At 67.4% G+C, this 21,682-nt stretch carries 24 protein-coding genes; 13 read left to right on the top strand and 11 right to left on the bottom strand.

The annotated features are described in order from the left end of the window. The first annotated feature begins 38 nt into the window (after positions 1–38). The 6 genes from mutM to recF all read left to right on the top strand — a co-directional run bounded on the left by mutM (position 39) and on the right by recF (position 6,345). Positions 39–884: a bifunctional DNA-formamidopyrimidine glycosylase/DNA-(apurinic or apyrimidinic site) lyase gene (gene mutM / locus KF941_RS20525; RefSeq protein ID WP_214274371.1), complete on the top strand. Its 846-nt coding sequence runs from the start codon at positions 39–41 to the stop codon at positions 882–884. Between the two features lie 119 nt (positions 885–1,003). Then, positions 1,004–1,780 carry an enoyl-CoA hydratase gene (locus tag KF941_RS20520; protein WP_072463505.1) on the top strand — a complete coding sequence of 259 codons (777 nt, stop codon included), beginning with the start codon at positions 1,004–1,006 and terminating at the stop codon, positions 1,778–1,780. Between the two features lie 152 nt (positions 1,781–1,932). Further along, positions 1,933–2,202 carry a 30S ribosomal protein S20 gene (gene rpsT, locus KF941_RS20515; RefSeq protein ID WP_036754914.1) on the top strand — a complete coding sequence of 90 codons (270 nt, stop codon included), beginning with the start codon at positions 1,933–1,935 and terminating at the stop codon, positions 2,200–2,202. A 509-nt stretch (positions 2,203–2,711) separates the two neighbouring features. Then, positions 2,712–4,055 carry a chromosomal replication initiator protein DnaA gene (dnaA, locus tag KF941_RS20510; RefSeq protein ID WP_114537622.1) on the top strand — a complete coding sequence of 448 codons (1,344 nt, stop codon included), beginning with the start codon at positions 2,712–2,714 and terminating at the stop codon, positions 4,053–4,055. Positions 4,056–4,147: 92 nt separating this feature from the next. Next, positions 4,148–5,266 carry a DNA polymerase III subunit beta gene (gene dnaN / locus KF941_RS20505; RefSeq protein WP_036754911.1) on the top strand — a complete coding sequence of 373 codons (1,119 nt, stop codon included), beginning with the start codon at positions 4,148–4,150 and terminating at the stop codon, positions 5,264–5,266. After that, a complete protein-coding gene (recF, locus tag KF941_RS20500; RefSeq protein WP_114537567.1) occupies positions 5,263–6,345 on the top strand; it encodes a DNA replication/repair protein RecF in 1,083 nt (360 codons plus the stop codon). The genes dnaN and recF overlap by 4 nt, the downstream gene beginning before the upstream one ends. A 95-nt stretch (positions 6,346–6,440) precedes the next feature. Here recF and xth read toward each other — a convergent pair whose 3' ends face one another. Both xth and KF941_RS20490 read right to left on the bottom strand, forming a co-directional pair. Further along, positions 6,441–7,226: an exodeoxyribonuclease III gene (xth, locus tag KF941_RS20495; protein ID WP_072463507.1), complete on the bottom strand. Its 786-nt coding sequence runs from the start codon at positions 7,224–7,226 to the stop codon at positions 6,441–6,443. A 57-nt stretch (positions 7,227–7,283) separates the two neighbouring features. Next, on the bottom strand, positions 7,284–7,619 hold the full coding sequence (locus tag KF941_RS20490; RefSeq protein ID WP_072463508.1) for an iron-sulfur cluster assembly accessory protein: 336 nt from the start codon (positions 7,617–7,619) through the stop codon (positions 7,284–7,286). A gap of 75 nt (positions 7,620–7,694) precedes the next feature. On the opposite strand from KF941_RS20490, the gene KF941_RS20485 reads away from it, so the two are divergent. Further along, the gene (locus tag KF941_RS20485) at positions 7,695–8,831 is read left to right on the top strand and encodes a deoxyguanosinetriphosphate triphosphohydrolase (RefSeq protein ID WP_036754899.1); all 1,137 of its coding nucleotides are present in this window, start codon (positions 7,695–7,697) and stop codon (positions 8,829–8,831) included. Between the two features lie 187 nt (positions 8,832–9,018). Next, positions 9,019–9,441 carry an OsmC family protein gene (locus KF941_RS20480; protein ID WP_072463510.1) on the top strand — a complete coding sequence of 141 codons (423 nt, stop codon included), beginning with the start codon at positions 9,019–9,021 and terminating at the stop codon, positions 9,439–9,441. Positions 9,442–9,515: 74 nt separating this feature from the next. On the opposite strand, the gene KF941_RS20475 is transcribed toward KF941_RS20480, so the two are convergent. From KF941_RS20475 to KF941_RS20460, 4 genes are all read right to left on the bottom strand, one after another. Further along, a complete protein-coding gene (locus KF941_RS20475; protein ID WP_214274370.1) occupies positions 9,516–10,019 on the bottom strand; it encodes a hypothetical protein in 504 nt (167 codons plus the stop codon). A gap of 138 nt (positions 10,020–10,157) precedes the next feature. After that, positions 10,158–10,709 carry a hypothetical protein gene (locus KF941_RS20470; RefSeq protein WP_214274369.1) on the bottom strand — a complete coding sequence of 184 codons (552 nt, stop codon included), beginning with the start codon at positions 10,707–10,709 and terminating at the stop codon, positions 10,158–10,160. Between the two features lie 144 nt (positions 10,710–10,853). Further along, positions 10,854–12,449: a peptide chain release factor 3 gene (locus tag KF941_RS20465; RefSeq protein ID WP_036754887.1), complete on the bottom strand. Its 1,596-nt coding sequence runs from the start codon at positions 12,447–12,449 to the stop codon at positions 10,854–10,856. Between the two features lie 82 nt (positions 12,450–12,531). Further along, positions 12,532–13,281, bottom strand: a complete 750-nt coding sequence (locus KF941_RS20460; protein WP_072462526.1) for an NAD kinase — start codon at positions 13,279–13,281, stop codon at positions 12,532–12,534. Positions 13,282–13,423: 142 nt separating this feature from the next. Here KF941_RS20460 and glyA point away from each other — a divergent pair, with 142 nt between their 5' ends. After that, a complete protein-coding gene (glyA, locus tag KF941_RS20455) occupies positions 13,424–14,707 on the top strand; it encodes a serine hydroxymethyltransferase (RefSeq protein WP_036754882.1) in 1,284 nt (427 codons plus the stop codon). Between the two features lie 795 nt (positions 14,708–15,502). Here the strand turns inward: glyA and KF941_RS20450 are convergent. Further along, positions 15,503–15,886 (bottom strand): hypothetical protein, encoded by a 384-nt coding sequence (locus tag KF941_RS20450; RefSeq protein ID WP_036754880.1) that lies wholly within the window; start codon positions 15,884–15,886, stop codon positions 15,503–15,505. Between the two features lie 73 nt (positions 15,887–15,959). Here KF941_RS20450 and KF941_RS20445 point away from each other — a divergent pair, with 73 nt between their 5' ends. Beyond that, positions 15,960–16,724, top strand: coding sequence for an alpha/beta fold hydrolase (locus tag KF941_RS20445; RefSeq protein WP_214274628.1), 765 nt, complete (start codon positions 15,960–15,962; stop codon positions 16,722–16,724). A gap of 22 nt (positions 16,725–16,746) precedes the next feature. On the opposite strand, the gene KF941_RS20440 is transcribed toward KF941_RS20445, so the two are convergent. Then, positions 16,747–17,055 (bottom strand): hypothetical protein, encoded by a 309-nt coding sequence (locus KF941_RS20440; RefSeq protein WP_072462525.1) that lies wholly within the window; start codon positions 17,053–17,055, stop codon positions 16,747–16,749. A gap of 104 nt (positions 17,056–17,159) precedes the next feature. On the opposite strand from KF941_RS20440, the gene KF941_RS20435 reads away from it, so the two are divergent. Then, the gene (locus tag KF941_RS20435; protein ID WP_036754874.1) at positions 17,160–17,303 is read left to right on the top strand and encodes an entericidin A/B family lipoprotein; all 144 of its coding nucleotides are present in this window, start codon (positions 17,160–17,162) and stop codon (positions 17,301–17,303) included. Positions 17,304–17,309: 6 nt separating this feature from the next. Here the strand turns inward: KF941_RS20435 and KF941_RS20430 are convergent, their stop codons facing one another. Next, complete coding sequence (locus KF941_RS20430) at positions 17,310–17,615, bottom strand: TraR/DksA C4-type zinc finger protein (protein ID WP_214274368.1); 306 nt, start codon at positions 17,613–17,615, stop codon at positions 17,310–17,312. A gap of 248 nt (positions 17,616–17,863) precedes the next feature. Between KF941_RS20430 and KF941_RS20425 the strand changes: the two genes are divergently transcribed. Next, a complete protein-coding gene (locus KF941_RS20425) occupies positions 17,864–18,076 on the top strand; it encodes an entericidin A/B family lipoprotein (RefSeq protein WP_240540501.1) in 213 nt (70 codons plus the stop codon). Between the two features lie 36 nt (positions 18,077–18,112). Here KF941_RS20425 and KF941_RS20420 read toward each other — a convergent pair whose 3' ends face one another. Further along, entirely contained in the window at positions 18,113–18,547 is a 435-nt protein-coding gene (locus tag KF941_RS20420; RefSeq protein ID WP_214274367.1) for a MarR family winged helix-turn-helix transcriptional regulator, read from the bottom strand. A 132-nt stretch (positions 18,548–18,679) separates the two neighbouring features. On the opposite strand from KF941_RS20420, the gene hmgA reads away from it, so the two are divergent. Further along, on the top strand, positions 18,680–20,041 hold the full coding sequence (hmgA, locus tag KF941_RS20415; RefSeq protein ID WP_214274366.1) for a homogentisate 1,2-dioxygenase: 1,362 nt from the start codon (positions 18,680–18,682) through the stop codon (positions 20,039–20,041). Positions 20,042–20,227: 186 nt separating this feature from the next. Here hmgA and KF941_RS20410 read toward each other — a convergent pair whose 3' ends face one another. After that, a complete protein-coding gene (locus tag KF941_RS20410; RefSeq protein WP_214274365.1) occupies positions 20,228–21,589 on the bottom strand; it encodes an efflux transporter outer membrane subunit in 1,362 nt (453 codons plus the stop codon). Between the last annotated feature and the right edge of the window lie 93 nt (positions 21,590–21,682).

Here is a 21,682-nt window from a genome sequence, read left to right as displayed (position 1 = left end):
CAAGGCCGCGGCCGCACCATGCGACGAACGGGAAGAAAATGCCAGAACTGCCAGAGGTCGAAACCGTCCGGCGCGGCCTTGAGCCGCATCTTGAAGGCCGCGTGATCGCCCGCGCCGAGGCCCGCCGCCCCGACCTGCGCTGGCCGCTGCCGCCGGACCTGGTGCAGGTGCTGACCGGGGCGCGGGTGACGCGGCTGCGGCGGCGCTCGAAATATATCCTGGCCGAGCTGGAGGATCGCGGCAGCCTGCTTTTGCACCTGGGCATGTCGGGGCGGATGCTGATCGAGGGGGAAAGCCAGGGCGAGTTCCACCGCGACCCGGCGATCCTGCCGCGCCACGACCATGTGGTGATCTGGACCGACCAGGGCACGCGCATCACCTTCAACGACGCGCGGCGATTCGGCATGGTGGACCTGGTGGCGCCGGGCGCGACCCATCCGCTGCTGGCGCATCTGGGGCCCGAGCCCCTGTCCGACGCCTTCACCCCCGAGGCACTGGGGCGGGCGCTGGCCGGGCGGCGCACGCCGGTCAAGGCGGCGCTGCTCGACCAGCGAATCGTGGCGGGGCTGGGCAATATCTACGTCTCGGAGGCGCTGCATCGCGCCGGCATCGACCCGCGCCGGCTGGCCGGAGCGGTCGCCGCCCCCGAGCTGGCGGCGCTGGTCGGCCATGTCCGCGCCGTGCTGGAAGAGGCGATCGCGGCCGGGGGATCGTCCCTGCGCGACCACCGGCAGGCGACGGGCGAGCTGGGCTATTTCCAGCATTCCTTCCGCGTCTATGGCCGCGAGGGCGCGCCCTGCCCGACGCCGGGCTGCGCGGGCGCGGTGCAGCGCATCGTCCAATCCGGCCGGTCCAGCTTTTTCTGCCCGCTCTGCCAGACGTGAAGCGGCCGCCGGCCGCTGCCTCCGGCGGGGGTATTTGGACAACAGAGAAGCGCGCTGGCCTTGGCCTCGCGCATTTGTTACGAGTCGCGGTCAACTTGCTTGCGAAAGGCGAAGAGTCGATGGCTTACCAGACCCTCACCGTCGAGATCGACGATTATGTGGCGCTGATCCGGCTGAACCGGCCCGAGGCGCTGAATGCACTGAACGCGCAGCTTCTGGGCGAGTTGGGCGATGCGCTGGCCGAGGCCGACCGGAACGAGAAGGTGCGCTGCGTCGTCCTGACCGGCAGTGAAAAGGCCTTTGCCGCCGGCGCCGACATCAAGGAAATGTCCAGCAAGAGCTTTGTCGACGTCTATGCCGAAGAGCTGTTCGGCCCCGAGATCGACCGCATCACCGCGACGCGCAAGCCGATCATCGCCGCGGTCTCGGGCTATGCGCTGGGGGGCGGGTGCGAGCTGGCCATGGCCTGCGACTTCATCATCTGCGCCGACAACGCCAAGTTCGGCCAGCCCGAGATCAACCTGGGCGTGATCGCCGGCATCGGCGGCACCCAGCGGCTGACCCGTTTCGTCGGCAAGTCGAAATCGATGGAGATGCACCTGACCGGCCGCTTCATGGATGCGGCCGAGGCCGAGCGCTCGGGGCTGGTGAGCCGCGTCGTGCCGGCCGCGAAGCTGATCCCCGAGGCGCTGGCCGCGGCCCGCAAGATCGCCGAGAAGGGCCAGATCGCCGTCATGGCCGCCAAGGAGGCGGTGAACCGCGCCTATGAGACCACCCTGCGCGAGGGCATCCTGTTCGAGCGCCGCAGTTTCCAGGCGCTGTTTGCCACCGAGGACCAGAAGGAGGGCATGGCCGCCTTTCTGGAAAAGCGCGAGCCGCAGTTCCGCGACCGTTGATTTGGCGCTTGGCATCGAGGCCGGTCCACTGTATAGGGCCGGGCTACATGCGCGTGGGCCCGCTTAAGGCAAGAATCATGACCGTCCGTTTCTGCGGACGGCGCCATGGGCTTTGCGCAACCGAGACATGAAGAACAGATAGGACCGCACCCATGGCCAATACGCCCCAGTCGAAAAAGCGCGCCCGCCAGATCGAGCGCCGCACCGCCGTCAACAAGGCCCGCCGCTCGCGCATCCGCACCTTCCTGCGCAAGGTCGAGGAAGCCATCGCCGGCGGCAATGCCGAAATCGCCCGCGAAGCGCTGAAGAATGCCCAGCCCGAACTGATGCGCGGCGTGACCAAGGGCGTCATCCACAAGAACACCGCCTCGCGCAAGATGTCGCGCCTCGCGGCCCGCGTTAAGGCCCTGGGCACCGCCTGAGCCGCTGCGGCATTTTCGCAACTATCGGTGGAGTCCACCAGGGGCGCGCTCTATCCAGGCGCGCCCTTTCGCATAAGGAAGCCATGGTTTTTCCTTGGCTTTTCAGCATTTTCGTTCCTGCCCTCCCCTTACCGCCGGGCCGCGAGATTCGATCAGGCAAAGTGACTGTCAAGCGCGAAGATCGGTTGCTGGCCGGGCGCGGTTCTTGCTAGCTTGTTCCCTGCGATTCACCGTCGCGCCTGGGGGACATGCCCTGAACCGTCGGCCGTGCCGCCGACAGGCAGGGTGGCAGCAGGATCGGACAAGATCCGCTACCGATGAAGCGTAAGCCGGCTGCCACCGGACTGCGCTGCGTGTCTGCAAGTTTCGGCCGCAAGATGGCCCATGCGTCGCCTTGGCGGCGGGGTCTTCTTGTTGCCGAAACGTATTGCGTTCAGGCCGCGGCACCGAATCGCCTCACGCCGGAAAATGCCGGCGGCATGTGGGGACAAGAGACGGAACTGGGCGAGATGGACAGACTTTGGGGGCAGGCGCGTGAAGAACTTCAGAAGATCGTCGGAGCCGACAGTTTCTCGACCTGGATCGAGCCCCTGCGCCTGACCGGCGTCGAGGACGGCACCGCCACCATCGCCTGCCCGACCCGTTTCCTGTCCGACTGGGTCTCGCGCCATTACAGCGACGACATCCTGAAGGTGCTGGACCGCATGGGCGGCCCCGTGCAACGCCTGAGCTTCCAGACCCGCAGCCAGACCGCGCGCCAGGCCGCCGCGCCCGCCGTCAAGCGCCCCGCCCCGCGCCCCGCGGGCGAGGAGGAGCTGGCCGCGCCGCTGGACAGTCGCTTCACCTTCGAGAATTTCGTGGTCGGCAAGCCCAACGAGCTGGCCCATGCCGCCGCCCGCCGGGTGGCCGAGGGCGGCCCCGTCACCTTCAACCCGCTGTTCCTTTACGGCGGCGTCGGCCTGGGCAAGACCCACCTGATGCATGCCATCGCCCGTGAGATCCAGATCCGCCAGCCCGAGGCGCGGGTGCTTTACCTGTCGGCCGAGCAGTTCATGTATCGCTTTGTCCAGGCGCTGCGCGACCGCACGGTGATGGATTTCAAGGAACTGTTCCGCACCGTTTCCGTGCTGATGGTCGATGACGTGCAATTCATCGCCGGCAAGGATTCCACGCAGGAGGAATTCTTCCACACCTTCAACACCCTGGTCGACCAGGGCAAGCAGATCGTCATCTCGGCCGACCGCGCGCCGGGCGAGATCAAGGACATGGAAGAGCGCATCAAGTCGCGCCTGCAATGCGGCCTGGTCGTGGACCTGCACCCGACCGATTACGAGCTGCGCCTGGGCATCCTGCAAAGCAAGACCGACAGTTTCCGCGCGCAATATCCCGGCTTGCAGATCGCGCCGGGGGTGCTGGAGTTCCTGGCCCATCGCATCACCTCGAATGTCCGGGTGCTGGAGGGCGCGCTGCAACGGCTGTTCGCCTTTGCCAGCCTGATGGGACGCGAGATCACGCTGGACATGACCCAGGAATGCCTGGCCGACATCCTGCGCGCCAACGACCGCAAGGTTTCCATCGAGGAGATCCAGCGCAAGGTAGCCGAGCATTACAACATCCGCCTGGCCGACATGATCGGCCCCAAGCGGGTGCGCACCGTCGCCCGGCCGCGGCAGATCGCCATGTATCTGTCCAAGCAGATGACCTCGCGCAGCCTGCCCGAGATCGGGCGCCGCTTCGGCGGGCGCGACCACACCACCATCATGCATGGCGTGAGGAAGATCGAGGAGCTGCGCGGCTCGGACCGCAGCTTGGCCGAGGACATCGACCTGCTGCGTCGCCTGCTGGAGGCGTGAACGCATCTGCTTGACCTTGCGCGGGATTGTGCCACATTGGCGCCCCGCGTCGCCGGGTGCGGGACGAGGCCAGAACGACATAAGGGTTGACCATGAAATTTTCGATCGAACGTGCCGATCTGGTGAAAGCCGTTTCCCAGGCCCAGTCCGTGGTCGAACGCCGCAACACCATCCCGATCCTTGCCAACGTGCTGATCGAGGCCGCGCCGGACGGCGTCAGCTTCCGCGCAACCGACCTGGATACCGAGATCGTGGACCGCGCCACGGCGCAGGTCGAACGGCCCGGCGCCACCACCGTCTCGGCCGGGATGCTGAACGACATCGCCCGCAAGCTGCCCGACGGCGCGCTGGTGCAGCTTAGCCTGGATGCCGCCTCGGGGCGGCTTTCGGTGCAGGCGGGGCGGTCGAACTTCAGCCTGGCGACCCTGCCGCGCGAGGATTTCCCGGTCATGTCCTCGTCGGAATACAGCGCGAATTTCTCGGCCCCCGCGGCAGTGCTGCGGCGGCTGTTCGACAAGTCGAAATTCGCCATCTCGAACGAAGAGACCCGCTATTACCTGAACGGCGTCTACATGCATGTCGCGCAGGCCGAGGACGGGCCCAGCCTGCGCTGCGTCGCGACCGACGGCCACAGGCTGGCGCGGATCGACGCGCCGCTGCCCGCCGGGGCCGAGGACATGCCCGGCGTGATCGTGCCGCGCAAGACCGTGGCCGAGCTGCGCAAGCTTCTGGACGATGACGAGGCCGAGATCGCCGTCTCGGTCAGCGAGACCAAGGTGCGTTTCGCGACGCCGACGATCACCCTGACCTCGAAGGTGATCGACGGCACCTTCCCGGATTATTCCCGCGTGATCCCCTCGGGCAATACCCGCAAGCTGGAAGTCGATGCCGGCGATTTCGCCAAGGCGGTGGACCGGGTGGCGACGGTCAGCAGCGAGCGTTCGCGCGCCGTCAAGCTGTCGCTCGACGAGGACCGGCTGGTGCTGTCGGTGAACGCCCCCGACGCCGGCGCGGCGGACGAGGAACTGCCGGTCGCCTATGCCGACGAGCCGCTGGAGATCGGCTTCAACGCCAAATACCTGCACGAGATCGCCAGCCAGATCGAACGCGAGAACGCGGTCTTCCTGTTCAACGGCTCGGGCGACGCGGCGCTGATCCGCGAGGGCGGCGACACCAGCGCGGTCTATGTCGTCATGCCGATGCGCGTGTGACGCTGAGCCGCCTGCACCTGACCCAGTTCCGCAGCTGGGCCAGGCTGGAGATCGAGGCCGACCGCCGCCCCATCGCCATCCATGGCCCGAACGGGGCGGGCAAGACCAATATCCTGGAAGCCGTCTCGATGCTGTCGCCCGGCCGCGGCATGCGCGGCGCGGCGCCCGGCGACCAGGCCCGCAAGGGGCCTGATGTCGGCTGGCAGATCCGGGCCGAGATCGGCCAGCATCAGGTGCTGACCCGCGCCCTGCCCGGCCAGCCGCGCGAGGTGGTGATCGACGACAAGCCCTCGACCCAGCTGGCGCTTGGCCGGCTGATGCGGGTGATCTGGCTGACCCCCGCCATGGACCGGCTGTGGACGGATGCGCCCGAACAGCGGCGGCGCTTCCTCGACCGGGTGACGCTGAGCTTCACGCCGGGCCATGCCGAGGATGCGCTGGCTTACGACAAGGCCATGCGCGAGCGCAACCGGCTGCTGCGCGACGAGGTGCGCGACGCCGGCTGGTATCGCGCGCTGGAGGCGCAGATGGCCGAGGCGGGCGCGGCCCTGACGCGCAACCGGCTGGACGCCATCGCCCGGATCATGGCGGCGCAGCAGGGGGCCGAGACCGCCTTTCCCTGGGCCAGCCTGGTGCTGCTGCCCGGCGAAGGCGCGGCCGACGATCCCGACCCGGACAGCATCGCCGCCCGGCTGGCCGAGGGGCGCGGCCGCGACATGGCCGCCGGGCGCACGCTGACCGGCCCGCACCGCGCCGATCTGGGCGCGCATTGGGGGCCGCAGGCGATGCCCGCCGCCCTGTCCTCGACCGGCGAGCAAAAGGCGCTGCTTCTGTCGCTGATCCTGGCCAATGCCCGTGCGCTGGCCGACGAAAGCCCGGTGCTGCTGCTGGACGAGGTCGCGGCGCATCTGGATGCCGACCGCCGCGCCGCGCTTTACGACGAGATCTGCGCGCTCAGGGCGCAGGCCTGGCTGACCGGCACCGGCCCGGAGCTGTTCGCGGCGCTGAGCGGCCGGGCGCAATCCCTGGCGGTCGCGCGCGAAGGCGACAGCTCGCGGCTGGTCGGGGACGGTTCGTGATCGGGCCCTGACGGGTTTCCTTGTCCGTCGGGACCACCCTTCGGACGCCGGGACGCTCCGCCGTTTCCTGGGTATTTGTCCAACGGAGAAGCGCATCAGGCGTCGAGGTCGATCCAGACCGGGACGTGGTCGCTGGGCTTGTCCTTGGCGCGTTCGTCGCGGTCGATGCCGACGTCGATCAGCAGGTCGGCGGCCTGCGGCGACAGCAGCACGTGGTCGATGCGGATGCCGTTGTCCCTTTGCCAGGCGCCCGCCTGGTAGTCCCAGAAGGTGAAGGGGCCGCGCGTGCTGCCCGGATGGCGCAGGCGCACCGCATCGGCCCAGCCGTCGAACAGGATGCGGCGCAGCGCGGCGCGGCTTTCGGGCTGGAACAGCGCATCGTCCAGCCATTTTTCCGGGAAGGCGGCGTCGCGGGGCTCGGGGATGACGTTGTAGTCGCCCAGCATCGCCACCGGCGTCTCGGTCGCCAGCAGCGCCCTGGCCCGCGCGTGCAGCCGCTCCATCCAGGCCAGCTTGTAGTCGAATTTCGGCCCCGGCTGCGGATTGCCGTTGGGCAGGTAAAGCCCGCAGATGCGCACCGCGCGATGGCCGACCACCGTCGCCTCGATATAGCGGGCCTGTTCGTCGCCGTCGTCGCCCGGCAGGCCGCGGCTGACATCCTCGAGCGGCAGCTTCGACAGGATGGCCACGCCATTGAAGCCCTTTTGCCCGTGGGTTTCGATATTGTAGCCCAGATCGGCGATCGGCTCGCGCGGGAAGCCCTCGTCCTGGGTCTTGATCTCTTGTAGGACCACGACATCGGGCCGGGCTTCGGCAAGCCAGGCGGTCAGGGTCTCGATACGGGCACGGATGCCGTTGATGTTGAATGTCGCGATCTTCATGCGCGCGAGACTAGCCGGCCCGGCGCGCCCGCGCCAGACCGGATCGAAAACCCGCGGTCAGATCGAGAACGAGGTGCCGCAGCCGCAGGAGGCGCTGGCATTGGGGTTGTCGATGGTGAAGCGGGCCCCGATCAGCTCGTCGGCGAAGTCGATGGTGGCGCCGGCCAGGAAGGGCAGCGAGACCGGGTCGACCACGACGGTTTGCCCGGCGCCGCTGAGGACCAGGTCGTCCTCGGCCGCCTCGTCCAGGCGGATGTCATACTGGAACCCCGAGCAGCCGCCGCCCGCGACCGCGACCCGCAGGGGCCGGGCGGGGCCGCCTTCGTTGATCTCGGCCAGGCGCGCAAAGGCGCGTTCGGTGACTTTGGGGGGCAGGTTCAGACCTGTGTTCATGGGGCGTTCCCGTTTCCGACTTCCGGTCTGGAATATAGGCTCTGGCCCGAACCCTCGCAAGGAACGCAGGACCAGATGACGGCACCCTATGCCTGCCAGCCCCAAGACAGCCGCGGCCGCCGCTGGCCCGAGCGCATGTCCACCTTTCGCAGCCCCTGGCAGCGCGACCGCGACCGCATCATCCATTCCAGCGCCTTCCGCCGGCTCAAGCACAAGACCCAGGTCTTCGTCGAGCACGAGGGGGATTACTACCGCACCCGCCTGACCCATACGATCGAGGTGGCGCAGGTCGCCCGCACCATCGCCGGCGCGCTGGGGCTGAACACCGACCTGGCCGAGACGGTGGCACTGGCGCATGACCTGGGCCACCCGCCCTTCGGCCATACCGGCGAGGATGCGCTGGCCGCGCTGATGGCGCCCTATGGCGGCTTCGACCACAATGCCCAGGCGCTGCGCATCGTGACCCGGCTGGAACGGCATTACGCCGATTTCGACGGGCTGAACCTGACCTGGGAAAGCCTGGAGGGCATCGCCAAGCATAATGGTCCCGTGACCGGCGAATTGCCCTATGCCCTGGCCGAGGTGAATGCGGAATGGGATCTGGAGCTGCACAGCAATGCCAGCGCCGAGGCGCAGGTGGCGGCGGTGGCCGACGACGTGGCCTACAACCACCACGACCTGCATGACGGGCTGCGCGCGGGGCTGTTCACCGAGGCGGATCTGGCACAATTGCCCGTCGTCGGCGAGGCCTTTGCCGAGGTCGATGCCCTGCATCCCGGCCTGGCGCCGATGCGGCGCCGGCACGAGGCGCTGCGCCGCGTCTTCGGCGTGATGGTCGAGGATGTGATCGCGGTGGCGCAGAACCGCCTGACCGGCCTGCAGCCGCAAAGCGCGCAGGACATCCGCGACATGGAGGGGCCGATCATCCGCTTTTCCAAGCCGCTTTACCAGAATCTCAAGGCGATCAAGCTGTTCCTGTTCCAGCGCATGTATCGCGCCCCCTCGGTGGTGGTCGAAAGGCAGCGCGTGACCGAGATGCTGAACGGGCTGTTCCCGCTGTTCCTGGCCGACCCCTCGAAGATGCCCCCGACCTGGTTCGAGGCCGCCGAGGCCGCCGGGGACGAGACCGGGCGCGCGCGGGTGGTGCTGGACTACGTCGCCGGCATGACCGACCGCTTCGCCATCCAGGAGGCGCAGCGCCTGCTGGGCTGAGGACGGGCGCCGCTGGCGACGGGATGGCCGGCATGCGCTTTCCCTACGCGCCGGGGGACGGGGCTTTATACCGTGGCGGGCACGCTGGCTGTGCTACGCTTTCCCTGCGCGCCGGGGACGGGCGATTGAACCCGCGCAAGGGATCGCGCGTTCGCCCCCCAGGTCACGGCAGAAAAGGAGAACGGCGATGATCGTGAATTCCGGTTCGGCGAAATGGGAGGGCGGGCTCAAGGACGGCAAGGGGTCGCTTTCGACCAAGTCCGGGGCGCTGAGCAGCCAGCCCTATGGCTTCAACACCCGCTTCGAGGGGCTGCCCGGCACCAACCCCGAGGAGCTGATCGGCGCGGCCCATGCCGCCTGTTTCAGCATGGCGCTGTCGATGATCCTGCAAGAGGCGGGGATCGGCAATGTGCGGATCGAGACGACGTCCGAGATCGGGCTGGCCAAGGAAGGCGACGGCTTCGCCATCAAGACCGCGCATCTGAACACCAAGATCTGGGGCGACGGCGACAAGGCGGTGATCGAGGATTGCGCGCGCAAGGCCGAAAAGGGCTGCCCGGTCAGCAAGGTGCTGAACGCCGAGGTGACGATGGACGTGACGGTGGCGTAAGATCGGCCATGCGGTGCGGCCTTGCGCCGTGCCGCATGCGGTCGAGGCGGCGGTTATGCGGGACGGAGCCGCCGTTAGCCTTCTCCGCCGCTCAGGACTTCTGCCACCACCTCATACCAGATCTGCTTGGCGTGTTCGGAAACATCTGGCTGCTCCACGCGCACGAGCAGAGCCGATACCCATGGGTCGGGCCTGCCTGAATTCTTGATGATCGGAGAAGCTTCTGTGGCATTGAGAATTTCCAGCAGCTTGGCACGGGGTTCGCCAGATGACGCCAACTCAAGCGCACGCAGCATGTCACGCTCAGCATCCTGGCGTTCGATGGCGTTCGCAAGAAGAATGCCCCGCTCCAAGTAGATGCGGGACATTTCATGGTCTTCTGCAGCCACTAGCCAGATACGAGAGATACCAAGCGACAGGTTGCAGTATCTTAGTCTTTTCGCCTCACCGTACTTCGGATTGACGCAAACGCTTGCTGCAAGGCTCCCTGTCATCAACGAGGACCATATGCCTAGGAAGACCACGACGAGGATGACGATGAATCGTCCTGAGGGCATGGGCAGTTGGACGAACTTCATTGCAACGTCTTGATGAGCGCCACTGACTTAGATCGCATCAATCGCAGGAGCAATGACCGCAATGGGCTCGGAGCGATGCTCAACGCCCCAGGACCACCAGCGCGGCGGCAGCGATGCGGGACGGAGCTGCCGTTCGTCCTATTTGTCGCAGGGATGCGTAATTTGCTCACCCGCGTTCACTCTGAAAAAATCGCCGTCGGTCATGAACGCCAATGAGATAATCACACGGCAGCCATGGATGCCGCGCTTCAAGGGGCCATACCCAAGCGTGACAATTGGAGGTATCTTCTCGGGATCGCGGCGCTCGTGGGTGCCCTCAGCTATCTGCTGTTCCATCCTGCTGACAAAGCTATGGAACAACGCGTCTCGTTCCTCAGGCGTTAGAGGTGTGGCGCCCTTAAGCAAAGACACATCACAGGTCGAGCGCAACTGACCGACGCCATCAATATATGTGGAGTGGACCACTTGAAGAGGAGATGAGAGGAAGCGCCAGATTCGACGATCTCTCACATTTAAAGGCAGTTCAGTTTCAGCCTCGCCTACCCTCTCTAGACCGTCGTCGGAAAACCCTGTCGTCGTTTCCAGAGAAGCCTGACAGCGGCTCAGGGCGTCCTGAAAATCGGCGAGATAGATCTGCGCGGCAGCTGAAACAGGAAAGCATAGAAGCGCCAAGCAGATAAGAAGCCGCATCACATGATCCCAATCTATCATGACAAGTTTTGCACGACGCCAAATGTCTGTTTTGGGCTCCTCCACGCCGTTCAGGAACTGCGGGGCGACATGCGCGCACCATAGCCCGTCAGACAAGCCGGGCTTTTGCCGAGATCGGCGCGCTTACACCATCATCTCCTTGGTCGCCGTCAGCTTCAGATCGGGATGGTCGCGCTCTACGCGGTCGATGTCCCATTGCAGCCGCGTCAGGTAAACCAGGTCGCCGTCATGGTCCTGCGCCATATGGCCCTTGTTCGTATTGGCGAAAGCCTCGACCTTGTCCTTGGGCCCGGACACCCAGCGCGCGCTGGTGAATTGCGAGGATTCGAAGCGCACCGGCAGGCCGTATTCCAGCTCGATGCGGCTGGCCAGCACCTCGAATTGCAGCGCCCCCACCACGCCGACGATGAAGCCCGAGCCGATCATCGGCTTGAACACCTTGGCCGCGCCCTCCTCGGCGAATTGCATCAGCGCCTTTTCCAGGTGCTTGGCCTTCATCGGATCGCCCGCGCGCACCGTCTGCAAAAGCTCGGGCGCAAAGGAGGGGATGCCGGTGAAGCGCAGCGCCTCGCCCTCGGTCAGCGCGTCGCCGATGCGCAGCTGGCCGTGGTTCGGGATGCCGATGATGTCGCCGGCCCAGGCCTCCTCGGCCAGCTCGCGGTCGGCGGCCAGGAACAGGACCGGGTTGCTGACTGCCATCGGCTTCTTGGACCGGACGTGCAACAGCTTCATCCCGCGCTCGAAATGCCCCGAGGCCAGGCGGACGAAGGCCACCCGGTCGCGATGCTTGGGGTCCATGTTGGCCTGCACCTTGAAGACGAAGCCCGTCACCGGCTTTTCCTCGGGGGCGATCTGGCGCTCGGCGGCGTTCTGCGGCTGCGGCTGGGGGCCGAACTCGCCGATGCCGGTCATCAGCTCCTTGACGCCGAAGCTGTTGATGGCGGAACCGAACCAGATCGGCGTCATGTGCCCTTCCAGGAAGGACTTGCGGTCGAAGGCGGGCAGCAGTTCGCGCGCCATCTCCAGCTCTTCGCGCAGCTTTTCCAGCAGGTCGGCGGGGACATGCTCGGCCAGCCTCGGATCGTCGAGCCCGCTGATCTGGATCGACTCGGCCACCTTGTTGCGGTCGGCGCGGTCCATGATCTCCAGCCGGTCGTTGAGCAGGTCGTAGGCGCCGATGAAGTCGCGACCCATGCCGATGGGCCAGCTGACCGGCGCCACGTCGATGGCCAGGTTTTCCTGGATCTCGTCGATGATCTCGAAGGTGTCGCGGCTTTCGCGGTCCATCTTGTTGCAGAAGGTCAGGATCGGCAGGTCGCGCAGCCGGCAGACCTCGAAGAGCTTGCGGGTCTGGCTTTCGACGCCCTTGGCGCCGTCGATCACCATGATCGCCGCATCCACCGCGGTCAGCGTGCGATAGGTGTCCTCGGAGAAATCGCTGTGGCCGGGCGTGTCCACCAGGTTGAAGCGATAGGGCCCGAAATCGAAGCTCATGGCCGAGGCGGAGACCGAAATCCCTCGGTCCTGCTCCATCTTCATGAAGTCCGAGCGCGTGCGCCGCGCCTCGCCCTTGGCGCGGACCTGGCCGGCCATCTGGATCGCGCCGCCGAACAGCAGGAACTTTTCGGTCAGCGTGGTCTTGCCCGCGTCCGGGTGCGAGATGATCGCAAAGGTGCGGCGGCGGGCGATTTCGGGCGGAAGTTCGGGACGGTTCATCATGCCCGGCCGTTTAGCGCGCGCCGCGCACAGTCTCAAATGGAATCGCGGCCCAGAGGGAATCGGGCTCGAACGGAATCGCGGATCAGACGAATTGTTCGCGGATCAGCCGTTCCTCCAGCCCGTGGCCGGGGTCGAAAAGCAGGTGATGGCGGATGGTGTTTTCCGAACGGATCTCGACCCACAGCACCGAATCGACGCCGCGCGAATCGGCATCGGCCATCACCGGCCGCTTGTCGGGGTCCAGCACGTCGATGCGCACCGTCGCCGACTTGGGCAGGATCGCACCGCGCCAGCGCCGCGGCCGGAAGGGCGCGATCGCGGTCAGCGCCAGCACGTCCGAGCCCAGGGGCAGGATCGGCCCGTTCGCCGAATAGTTGTAGGCGGTCGAGCCCGCCGGGGTCGACAGCAACATACCGTCGCAGATCAGCTCCTCCAGCCGCACCCGGCCGTTCACGCTGATGCGCAGCCGCGCCGCCTGCGGTCCGGCGCGCAGCATGCTGACCTCGTTGATCGCCAGCGCGCAATGCTCGTGCCCGTCGGTGGTGCCGGCGGTCATGGCCAGGGGATTGACCACGGTTTCCTCGGCGGCGCGGATGCGGCCGGGCAGGTCGTCCTCGGAATAGGCGTTCATCAGAAAGCCCACGGTGCCCCTGTTCATGCCATAGACCGGCAGGCCGCGATTCTGGTGCATGACCGACAGCATCAGCCCGTCGCCGCCCAGCGCCACGATCACCTCGGCCTCGCGGATCGGCACATGGCCGTAGCGCGCGGACAGCGTCTCGGCGGCGGTCACGGCGGTTTCGGTGCTGGAGGCGATGAAATGCATCTTCATGCGGCCATCATGGCCAGCCGCCGGGCGGAAGCAAGTCCCGGCGACGCATGGAATATCTACCACCAAGGCGTCGCATCCGTCCTAGCGGGGCGCGGCGAAAGGCGCTAGAAGGCCGGCAAGCCGCTTTTTGCATGAGGACCAGATGACCGACACCGGATTCTTCACCGAGACGCTGGACAGCCGCGACCCCGACATCTTCGGCGCCATCCGCAAGGAACTTGGCCGCCAGCGCGACGAGATCGAGCTGATCGCCTCGGAAAACATCGTCTCCAAGGCCGTGCTGGAAGCGCAGGGCTCGGTGCTGACGAACAAATATGCCGAGGGCTATCCGGGCAAGCGCTATTACGGCGGCTGCCAGTATGTCGACATCGTCGAGGAACTGGCGATCGAGCGCGCCAAGGAACTGTTCGGCTGCGCATATGCCAACGTCCAGCCGAACTCGGGCAGCCAGATGAACCAGGCGGTGTTCCTGGCGCTTCTGCAGCCGGGCGACACCTTCATGGGCCTCGACCTGAACTCGGGCGGGCACCTGACGCATGGCTCGCCGGTCAACATGTCCGGCAAGTGGTTCAACGTCGTCAGCTACGGCGTGCGCCAGCAGGACCAGCTGCTCGACATGGAAGAGATCCGCAAGAAGGCGCATGAGAGCAAGCCCAAGCTGATCCTGGCCGGCGGCACCGCCTATTCGCGCGTCTGGGACTGGGCTGAATTCCGCAAGATCGCGGACGAGGTCGGCGCCTGGCTGATGGTGGACATGGCCCATATCGCGGGCCTGGTGGCCGGCGGCCAGCATCCCTCGCCGCTGCCGCACGCCCATGTCGTGACCACCACCACCCACAAGTCGCTGCGCGGCCCGCGCGGGGGCATGGTGCTGACCAACGACGCCGACATCGCGAAAAAGATCAACTCGGCCGTCTTCCCCGGCCTTCAGGGCGGCCCGCTGATGCATGTCATCGCCGCCAAGGCCGTGGCCTTCGGCGAGGCGCTGCGCCCCGAGTTCAAGGACTATGCCGCGCAGGTCGTCGCCAATGCGCGCGCCATGGCGGACGAGCTGATGAAGGGCGGCATCGACATCGTCTCGGGCGGCACCGACAACCACCTGTGCCTGGCCGACCTGCGCCCGAAAGGCGTGACCGGCAAGGCGACCGAGGCGGCGCTGGGTCGCGCCCACATCACCTGCAACAAGAACGGCGTGCCCTTCGACCCCGAAAAGCCCTTCGTGACCTCGGGCATCCGCCTGGGCGCCCCCGCCGGCACCACTCGCGGCTTCAAGGAAGAAGAGTTCCGCCAGATCGCCCGCTGGATCGTCGAGGTCGTCGATGGCCTTGCCGCGAACGGCGAGGAAGGCAATGCCGAGGTGGAAGCCCGCGTCAAGGCCGAGGTCGAGACGCTTTGCGCCCGCTTCCCGCTTTATAACGGTATGTAATCCCGGCGCGGCGCGGGTTCGTTCGGACCCGCGCCGCCCCTTAATGCCCGGCCAGCCGTTGCCCCGGCCGGACAGCAGGGCGCCACCGGCACCTGGGCCGGCATCCGGGCCTCTCCCTCCTTTGCCGTCCCGCCCAGCCGGCACAGTTCCTCGCTTCGCCCGGCAGCGCCGAACCTATCACAAGGCGCACAACCCGGAGCCGACCGCGCGGCTGTCCTGACGCCAGCGGCGACGGTGCTGCAAGAAGCAAGTCCACCGGAGCCAGTCGAGCCGGCTTCAAAGCGGGCGATGCGGACAAGGCGTGCGGCGGGGCCCCTTCACGAATCGCAACACCTTCGCCGGCAGGGAGCAAGCGACGCTCAGTCAGCTCACGGCGACTGCGGCTAGCGTGCTGGCTTGGCACAGATGCTGCGGCCACGCCCCCGGCGACGGCCCTGACAATCTTTGGAAAAAGCGGTAATCCATCGCAAACAATTGATCTATATCAAAAACAAGTATGCGACTGCTCTTCCAGCAAGGCGCACGGCAAGTCTCTGCACAAATCGGAACATCTTCATCGGCGCAGAGCAAGCGCCGTTCCGATCAGCCCGCGGCGGCCTTTCCGGCGCAAGACGCCCAGTTCGGCGCAGATGACTGAACCGCGCGGCCACTCCATCCCCGGCGACGGCCTGGTCTTGCAAGAAGCGCGATCCAACGTAACCCGTGGATCCGGCTGAAAAGCAGGCCTTCCGAGAGGAACGTGGGACGGCCTCTCCACGAATCGCGACACCCTTGCCGGCGCCCGGCAAGCGACCCTCAGATCAGCCCGCGGCGGGTCATGATCCAGAGGGCGACGGCACCCAGCAGCAGCAGGCCGAACAGCACGCTGGCCGCGATGCTGGCCGCGCCGCCCCGCAGCCGCATCCCCTGCCCCAGCGGCCGCAGATAGGCCGTCAGCGCCTTGTGCGCATGTTCCAGCCGCGTGAAATCCACCTGGCGCGCCAGCTTCGGCTGGCCGGCCTTGCGGTCGGCCTCGGCCAGGATGCGCGCCTCGCGCCGCAATCGCCGCGGCAGCGCGCCGCCGCGCTTGCGCAGCATGCTTTCCAGATCGGCCTGCTGGCCGCGCCTGAGGCCGCCGAACCGCGCCGCCATCAGGCTGGCGACCTCGTCCGCCATCGGCCGGATGCTTTCGATGCCCATCGCCCCCATCCCGTTTTCGCCAAGGCTAGCGCCTCTGGCGCCGCTTCGCCAGTGCCGCTAGGCTGCGCGCATGATGCTGAACATGACGATGACAGGAATGGATTCGGATCGCCCGCCGGTGCTGCTGGCACATGGGCTGTTCGGATCGGGGCGCAACCTGGGCGGCCTTGCGCGGCGGCTGGGGGAAAGCCGGCGGGTGATCTCGGTCGACATGCGCAACCATGGCGACAGTTTCCACGATCCCGACCATGGCTATGCCGCGCTGGCCGGCGACCTGGCCCAGGTGATCGCGGCGCAGGGCGGCCGGGCGGATGTTCTGGGGCATTCGATGGGCGGCAAGGCCGCGATGATGCTGGCGCTGACGCAGCCCGACCTGGTGCGCCGGCTGGTCGTCATGGACATCGCCCCCTTCGCCTATGGCCACAGCCAGAGCGGCCTGATCGACGCGATGGAGACGGTGGACCTTGCCGGGCTTCGCCTGCGCTCCGAGGCGGATGCGCGGCTGGCCGAACGCGTCGCCGATCCGGGCGTGCGGGCGTTTCTGCTGCAATCGCTGGACCTCAAGGCCGATCCGCCGCGCTGGAAGTTCAACCTGCCGGCGTTGCGGGACCAGATGCCCCGGCTGGTCGGCTGGCCTGGGGCGCCCAAGGGCGGTTTCACCGGCCCCGCGCTGTTCCTGGCCGGAGAGGATTCGGATTACTGCCGCGCGCCGCAAGCCGAGGCGATCCGCGAATATTTCCCCCAGGCCGAGATCCGCGTCATCCCCGGCGCGGGACATTGGCTGCATGCCGACCGCCCGGCCGAGGTCGCCGAGGCGGTGGCGGCCTTCCTGGACTGATCCCGCCGGCGGCACGGGCCCTTCAGCCGTCGGGACAGCGCAGCGACAGCCGCGCCTCGCCGGTATCGCCGGGGATGCGGCTGCGCAGGCTGTTCGGAATCGCCTGGCATCCGGTCGTCCGCTCGGCGGCGATCACCATCAGCTCCGGCACCACTGCCCGCGCGTCCCGGCCAAGGTAGCCCAGGCGGATCACCTCTGCCTGGCTGCCGTCGTGAAAGACGGCGAAGCGGATGCCCTCCAGCGTGATGTCATGCCGCTGGGCGCCGAAAAACTGCGGCGCAGGCGAGGCGCAGGCGGAAAGGAACAGCACAAGAAACAGAATCACACGCATGACGCCTGTCTAGCGACCAACGGTTAAGAAACCCTTAACAGGCGGGGAACCCCGGCCGGGGGCAGGCGTTGATCCCAAAGGAAAATCCACGCAGGAGACTGAATATGCGTAAAATTATTCACGTTTCGCCCCTGCTTGCACTGCTGGTCCTGGCCGCCTGCCAGACGGTGCAGGGCGCCGGGCGCGACCTGCAAAGCGCCGGACAGGCGATCAGCCGGGAAAGCCAGGAAGCCCAAGCCGGCATGTGATCTGCCTCAGGCGGCCCGGTTGCAGTCCTCGCAAACGGGGGTGTCCGGCAGCGGTTCCAGCCGTGCCGGCAGGATGCTGGTCCCGCAACCCGTGCAAACCCCGTATTGGCCGCTTTCCATGCGGCGCAGGGTTGCCTCTATACGCTCCACCTCGATCTGCTGGACCCTGCCGAGCGCGTGAAAGACCCTCTCTTGCGCGGCCTTCGCATCCTGCGGGCCGGCAGGGCGCAATGCCTTTTCGATAGAGGCAAGGTCGGCAAGAAGCGCCCTGCGCCGCATGATCAGCATGGTCTTGCGCGCATTCAGGTCCATGGAACTTCCTCTCTTGGTCCCGGCGTTCTGGCACAGCTGCGCGGCTGCCCGCTTGACTTGCGTCAAGTTGTCACGGGGCCTCGCGGCGGGCCCCGCCCAGCCGGATCGGCCGGGATCCGCCTGCGGGAGCGTCCCTTTCAAGACAATCCTTGCCGATCGGGCGCCCACTGCCACGGCTGTGACTTGAGCGGCTTGCCAAGGAGATTAGGCTTTGCCGACAACGAGCAGAAAAAAAGAAAGGAACGTGCATGCGTCGGATGGTTACGGTCGGCCTTTGCATGGCCGGCATGGCGGTCGCGGGCTGCGAGACGATGCAGGGCGCGGGGCGCGACATGCAGACCGCGGGACAGTTGCTGAGCGAACAGGCGGCAAACAGCCAGGTGCAGATGGGACAGCCGGCCCCCTATGGAACCGCACCGGCCCCTTATACGCCGCCGGAAGTGGCGCCCGCGCCCTATTGAGCCAGGCGGCCGGCCGGCTGTCCAGGCCGTCGCGGGCTAGGCCGCGCCCGTCTCCTTGCCGGCCAGCCGCGACAGGAGACGGTCCAGCGCGGCGGCATCCGGCCCCAGTTCGGCCAGCAGATCGGCCTGGAACGCCTCGGCGATGCGGCCCAGCCGCAGCATCAGCGCCTGCCCCTGGGGCGTCAGTTCCAGCACGATCAGCCGCCGGTCGGCGTCGTTGCCCGATTTCCGAACCAACCCCGCCCCCTGCAGGCGCGAGGCGGCACGGCTGACCACGGACTTGTCCAGGTTCACGCGGGCATGGATGTCGCGGATGCTGACCGCGCCGGAATGGTCCAGATGCGCCAGCACCCGCCATTCGGGGATGGTCAGCCCCGCCTCGACCTCGTAGAGCGCGGCGAATCGGCGGCTGACCTGCGCCGCCGCCACGGACAGGCGATAGGGCAGGAAAGCGTCCAGCCGAAAGGTCATGGGGCACCCCTTTTTCCGGCCAGAACAGCAAGGATTCGTCGCCTTGGCAACAGGAATGGGCGGCGCTTGACAGGCCTGCGGCCCAGGCGGCATAATCGTTGCAACTGCAATGATCTTGCGGGGAGGAGCCCGATGACCAGCCCTGCTCTGCCCGGCGGCATGATCCGCGCGACCGTCACCACCGGCACGCATCCGGGCTACATGCCCGGCTTTGGCAACGATTTCGAAACCGAGGCCCTGCCCGGCGCCCTGCCGCAGGGCCAGAACAGCCCGCAGAAATGCGCCTATGGGCTTTATGCCGAGCAGCTTTCCGGCACCGCCTTCACCGCGCCGCGCGGCCGGAACGAGCGGACCTGGTGCTATCGCATCCGCCCCTCGGTCCGGCATACCGGCGATTTCGCCGCGATCGACCTGCCCTATTGGAAGACGGCGCCGAATGTGCGCGACGACATCGCCAGCCTGGGGCAGTATCGCTGGGATCCGATCCCGGTCCCGGAGGAGGCGCTGACCTGGATCACCGGCATGCGCACCATGACCACCGCCGGCGACGTGAACATCCAGGTCGGCATGGCCAGCCATGTCTACCTGGTCACGCGCTCGATGCAGGACGAATATTTCTTCTCGGCCGACAGCGAATTGCTGGTGGTCCCGCAGGAGGGCCGGCTGCGCTTTTGCACCGAGCTGGGGGTGATCGACCTGGAGCCGAAAGAAATCGCCATCATCCCGCGCGGCCTGGTCCATCGCGTCGAAGTGCTGGAGGGCCCCTGCCGCGGCTTCGTCTGCGAGAATTACGGGCAGAAATTCGACCTGCCGAACCGCGGCCCCATCGGCGCCAATTGCCTGGCCAATCCGCGCGACTTCAAATGCCCGGTCGCGGCCTTCGAGGACCGCGAGGCGCGTTCCCGCGTGGTGATCAAGTGGTGCGGCCGGTTCCACGAGACCTGGATCGACCACAGCCCGCTGGACGTGGTGGCCTGGCATGGCAATTACTGCGCCTATAAATACGACCTGCGCACCTATTCGCCCGTCGGCGCGGTGCTGTTCGACCATCCCGACCCGTCGATCTTTACCGTGCTGACCGCGCCCTCGGGGCAGGAGGGGACGGCGAATATCGATTTCGTGCTGTTCCGCGAGCGCTGGCAGGTGGCCGAACACAGCTTCCGCCCGCCCTGGTATCACAAGAACATCATGTCCGAGTTGATGGGCAATATCTATGGCATCTACGACGCCAAGCCGCAGGGCTTCGCGCCGGGCGGCATCAGCCTGCACAATTGCATGCTGCCGCATGGGCCGGACCGCGGCGCCTTCGAGGGCGCCTCGAACGCCGAGCTGAAGCCCGAGAAGCTGGACAACACCATGTCCTTCATGTTCGAAACCCGCTTTCCCCAGCACCTGACCGAATTCGCCGCCCGCGAGGCACCGATGCAGCGCGACTACGTCCAGGTCTGGCAGCAGCTGGAGAAGAAGTTCGACGGAACACCCGGCGGCAAATAGGCGCGTAGCGGTGCGGTGCATCAATCCGCCCGCCCGCCCCCCGCCGAACGGCTTGAGCGTCGGGGGCGAAGAAGGACGCGGGCAGCATTCCCCGCCTTTCCCGGCGCGGCGCCGGGATCAAGGCGGGCAGCCGCCAGCCAGAACCGGCGTGCCGGGCCGAAGGCGACGGCGCGCCGCCTGCCGCGCTCAGACCGAGGGCAGGCCCACCCCGCCGGCCGAGGCCGCGCTCAGCGCGACGAAGTTCAGCGCCTGCTGGCGGATGGCCGCCGCCAGTTCCTGGCGGGCCGAGAGCAGGCTGCGCTCGGCATCGAGGACCGGGAAGAAATCCGCCTCGCCCAGCTCATAGGAGCTGCGGGTCAGGTTCACCGTCTCGCGCGCATTCTCGACCAGCCGCGATTGCGCGGCGACAGCACGGGCATCGCGGTTATAGCCGGCCAGCGCATTCTCGACCTCCTCGACCGCGCCCAGCACCGCGGCCTGCCAGGCCAGCCGCGCCTGTTCCGCCCGCGCCTGCGCCGCGGAAAGCCGGGCCTGGTTCGCACCGCCCGAGAACAGCGGCAGCGAGATCTGCGGCCCGAAGCCCCAGGTCTTGCCATTCGTCGGCGTGATCGAGCCCGAAAGCGTCAGCCGCGGATAGAAGGCCGCCTGCGCCTCGCCGACATCGGCGGCGGCGGCGGCGAGGTTGCGCTCGGCCATGCGCACGTCGGGGCGGACGCGGACCACATCCGCCGGCACGCCGACGCTGGCGCTGTAGCGTGCGCGCGGCTGGCCGCCGCCCTGGCGCAGTTGCGCCGCAAGCTCGGCGCTGCGCCCGGCGGTCAGCGTGGCCAGCCGGTTCACCGACTGGTCGAAGCCGACCTCGAGACCCGGCAGCGCCGCCTCGGCCTGCGCCACCAGCTGCTCGGCCTGCAGGACTTCCAGCCGCGAGACGCTGCCGAAGGCGTCCTGGGTGCGGGTCATCTCCAGCGTGCGGCGGCGGCTTTCCAGGCTCTGCCGGGTCAGCGCCAGCGCCTCCTGGTAATAACGCGCGTCGACATAGGCCGAGGCGATGGCGCTGGCCACGGTCAGCCGCGCCACCTCGGCCGACAGATAGGCCGCGTCCAGCCGGGCCGAGGCGCCCTGCCGCGCCGCGCGGGTCGAGCCGAACAGGTCGACCAGCCAGGACACGCCCAGCGTGGCGGAGCTGGTCTCGACGATCCCGGTCTCGCTACGGCTGCGCGCGGCCGAGCCCTGCACATCCACCTGCGGCAGGTCGCTGGCGCCGATCAGCCGGGCGTTGGCCTGGGCCTCGCGGATGGTGGCGACGGCGGTCTGCACGTCCAGGTTGCGCCGCAGCCCGGTGGCGATCAGCGCGTCCAGCCGCTTGTCGCGGAACGCGGCCCACCAGGCATTCGCCCCGGCGCGGCGGGCGGGCGAATCGGCGGCGAACTCGGTCGCCAGCTCGGCGCGGGGCGCGGCATAGCGGACCGGGTTGCAGGCCGCCAGCGCCAGGCTGGAGACGAGCCCGCCCAAGATGCCGCGGCGGGAGAAAGGCAAGGTCTGGGTCATCCGAAACTCTCTGTTGGGTGGCCCGGCTTGCGGGCGCGAAAGGAACGGGCAGGGACGGTTCTCAACCGCCCCTGCCATGGGCTGCGGCGCGAC

The sequence above is a fragment of the Paracoccus sp. pheM1 genome, assembly GCF_018499825.1.
In the GTDB taxonomy this organism is placed as follows: domain Bacteria; phylum Pseudomonadota; class Alphaproteobacteria; order Rhodobacterales; family Rhodobacteraceae; genus Paracoccus; species Paracoccus versutus.
This window is presented reverse-complemented; position numbering and strand designations above follow the sequence as displayed.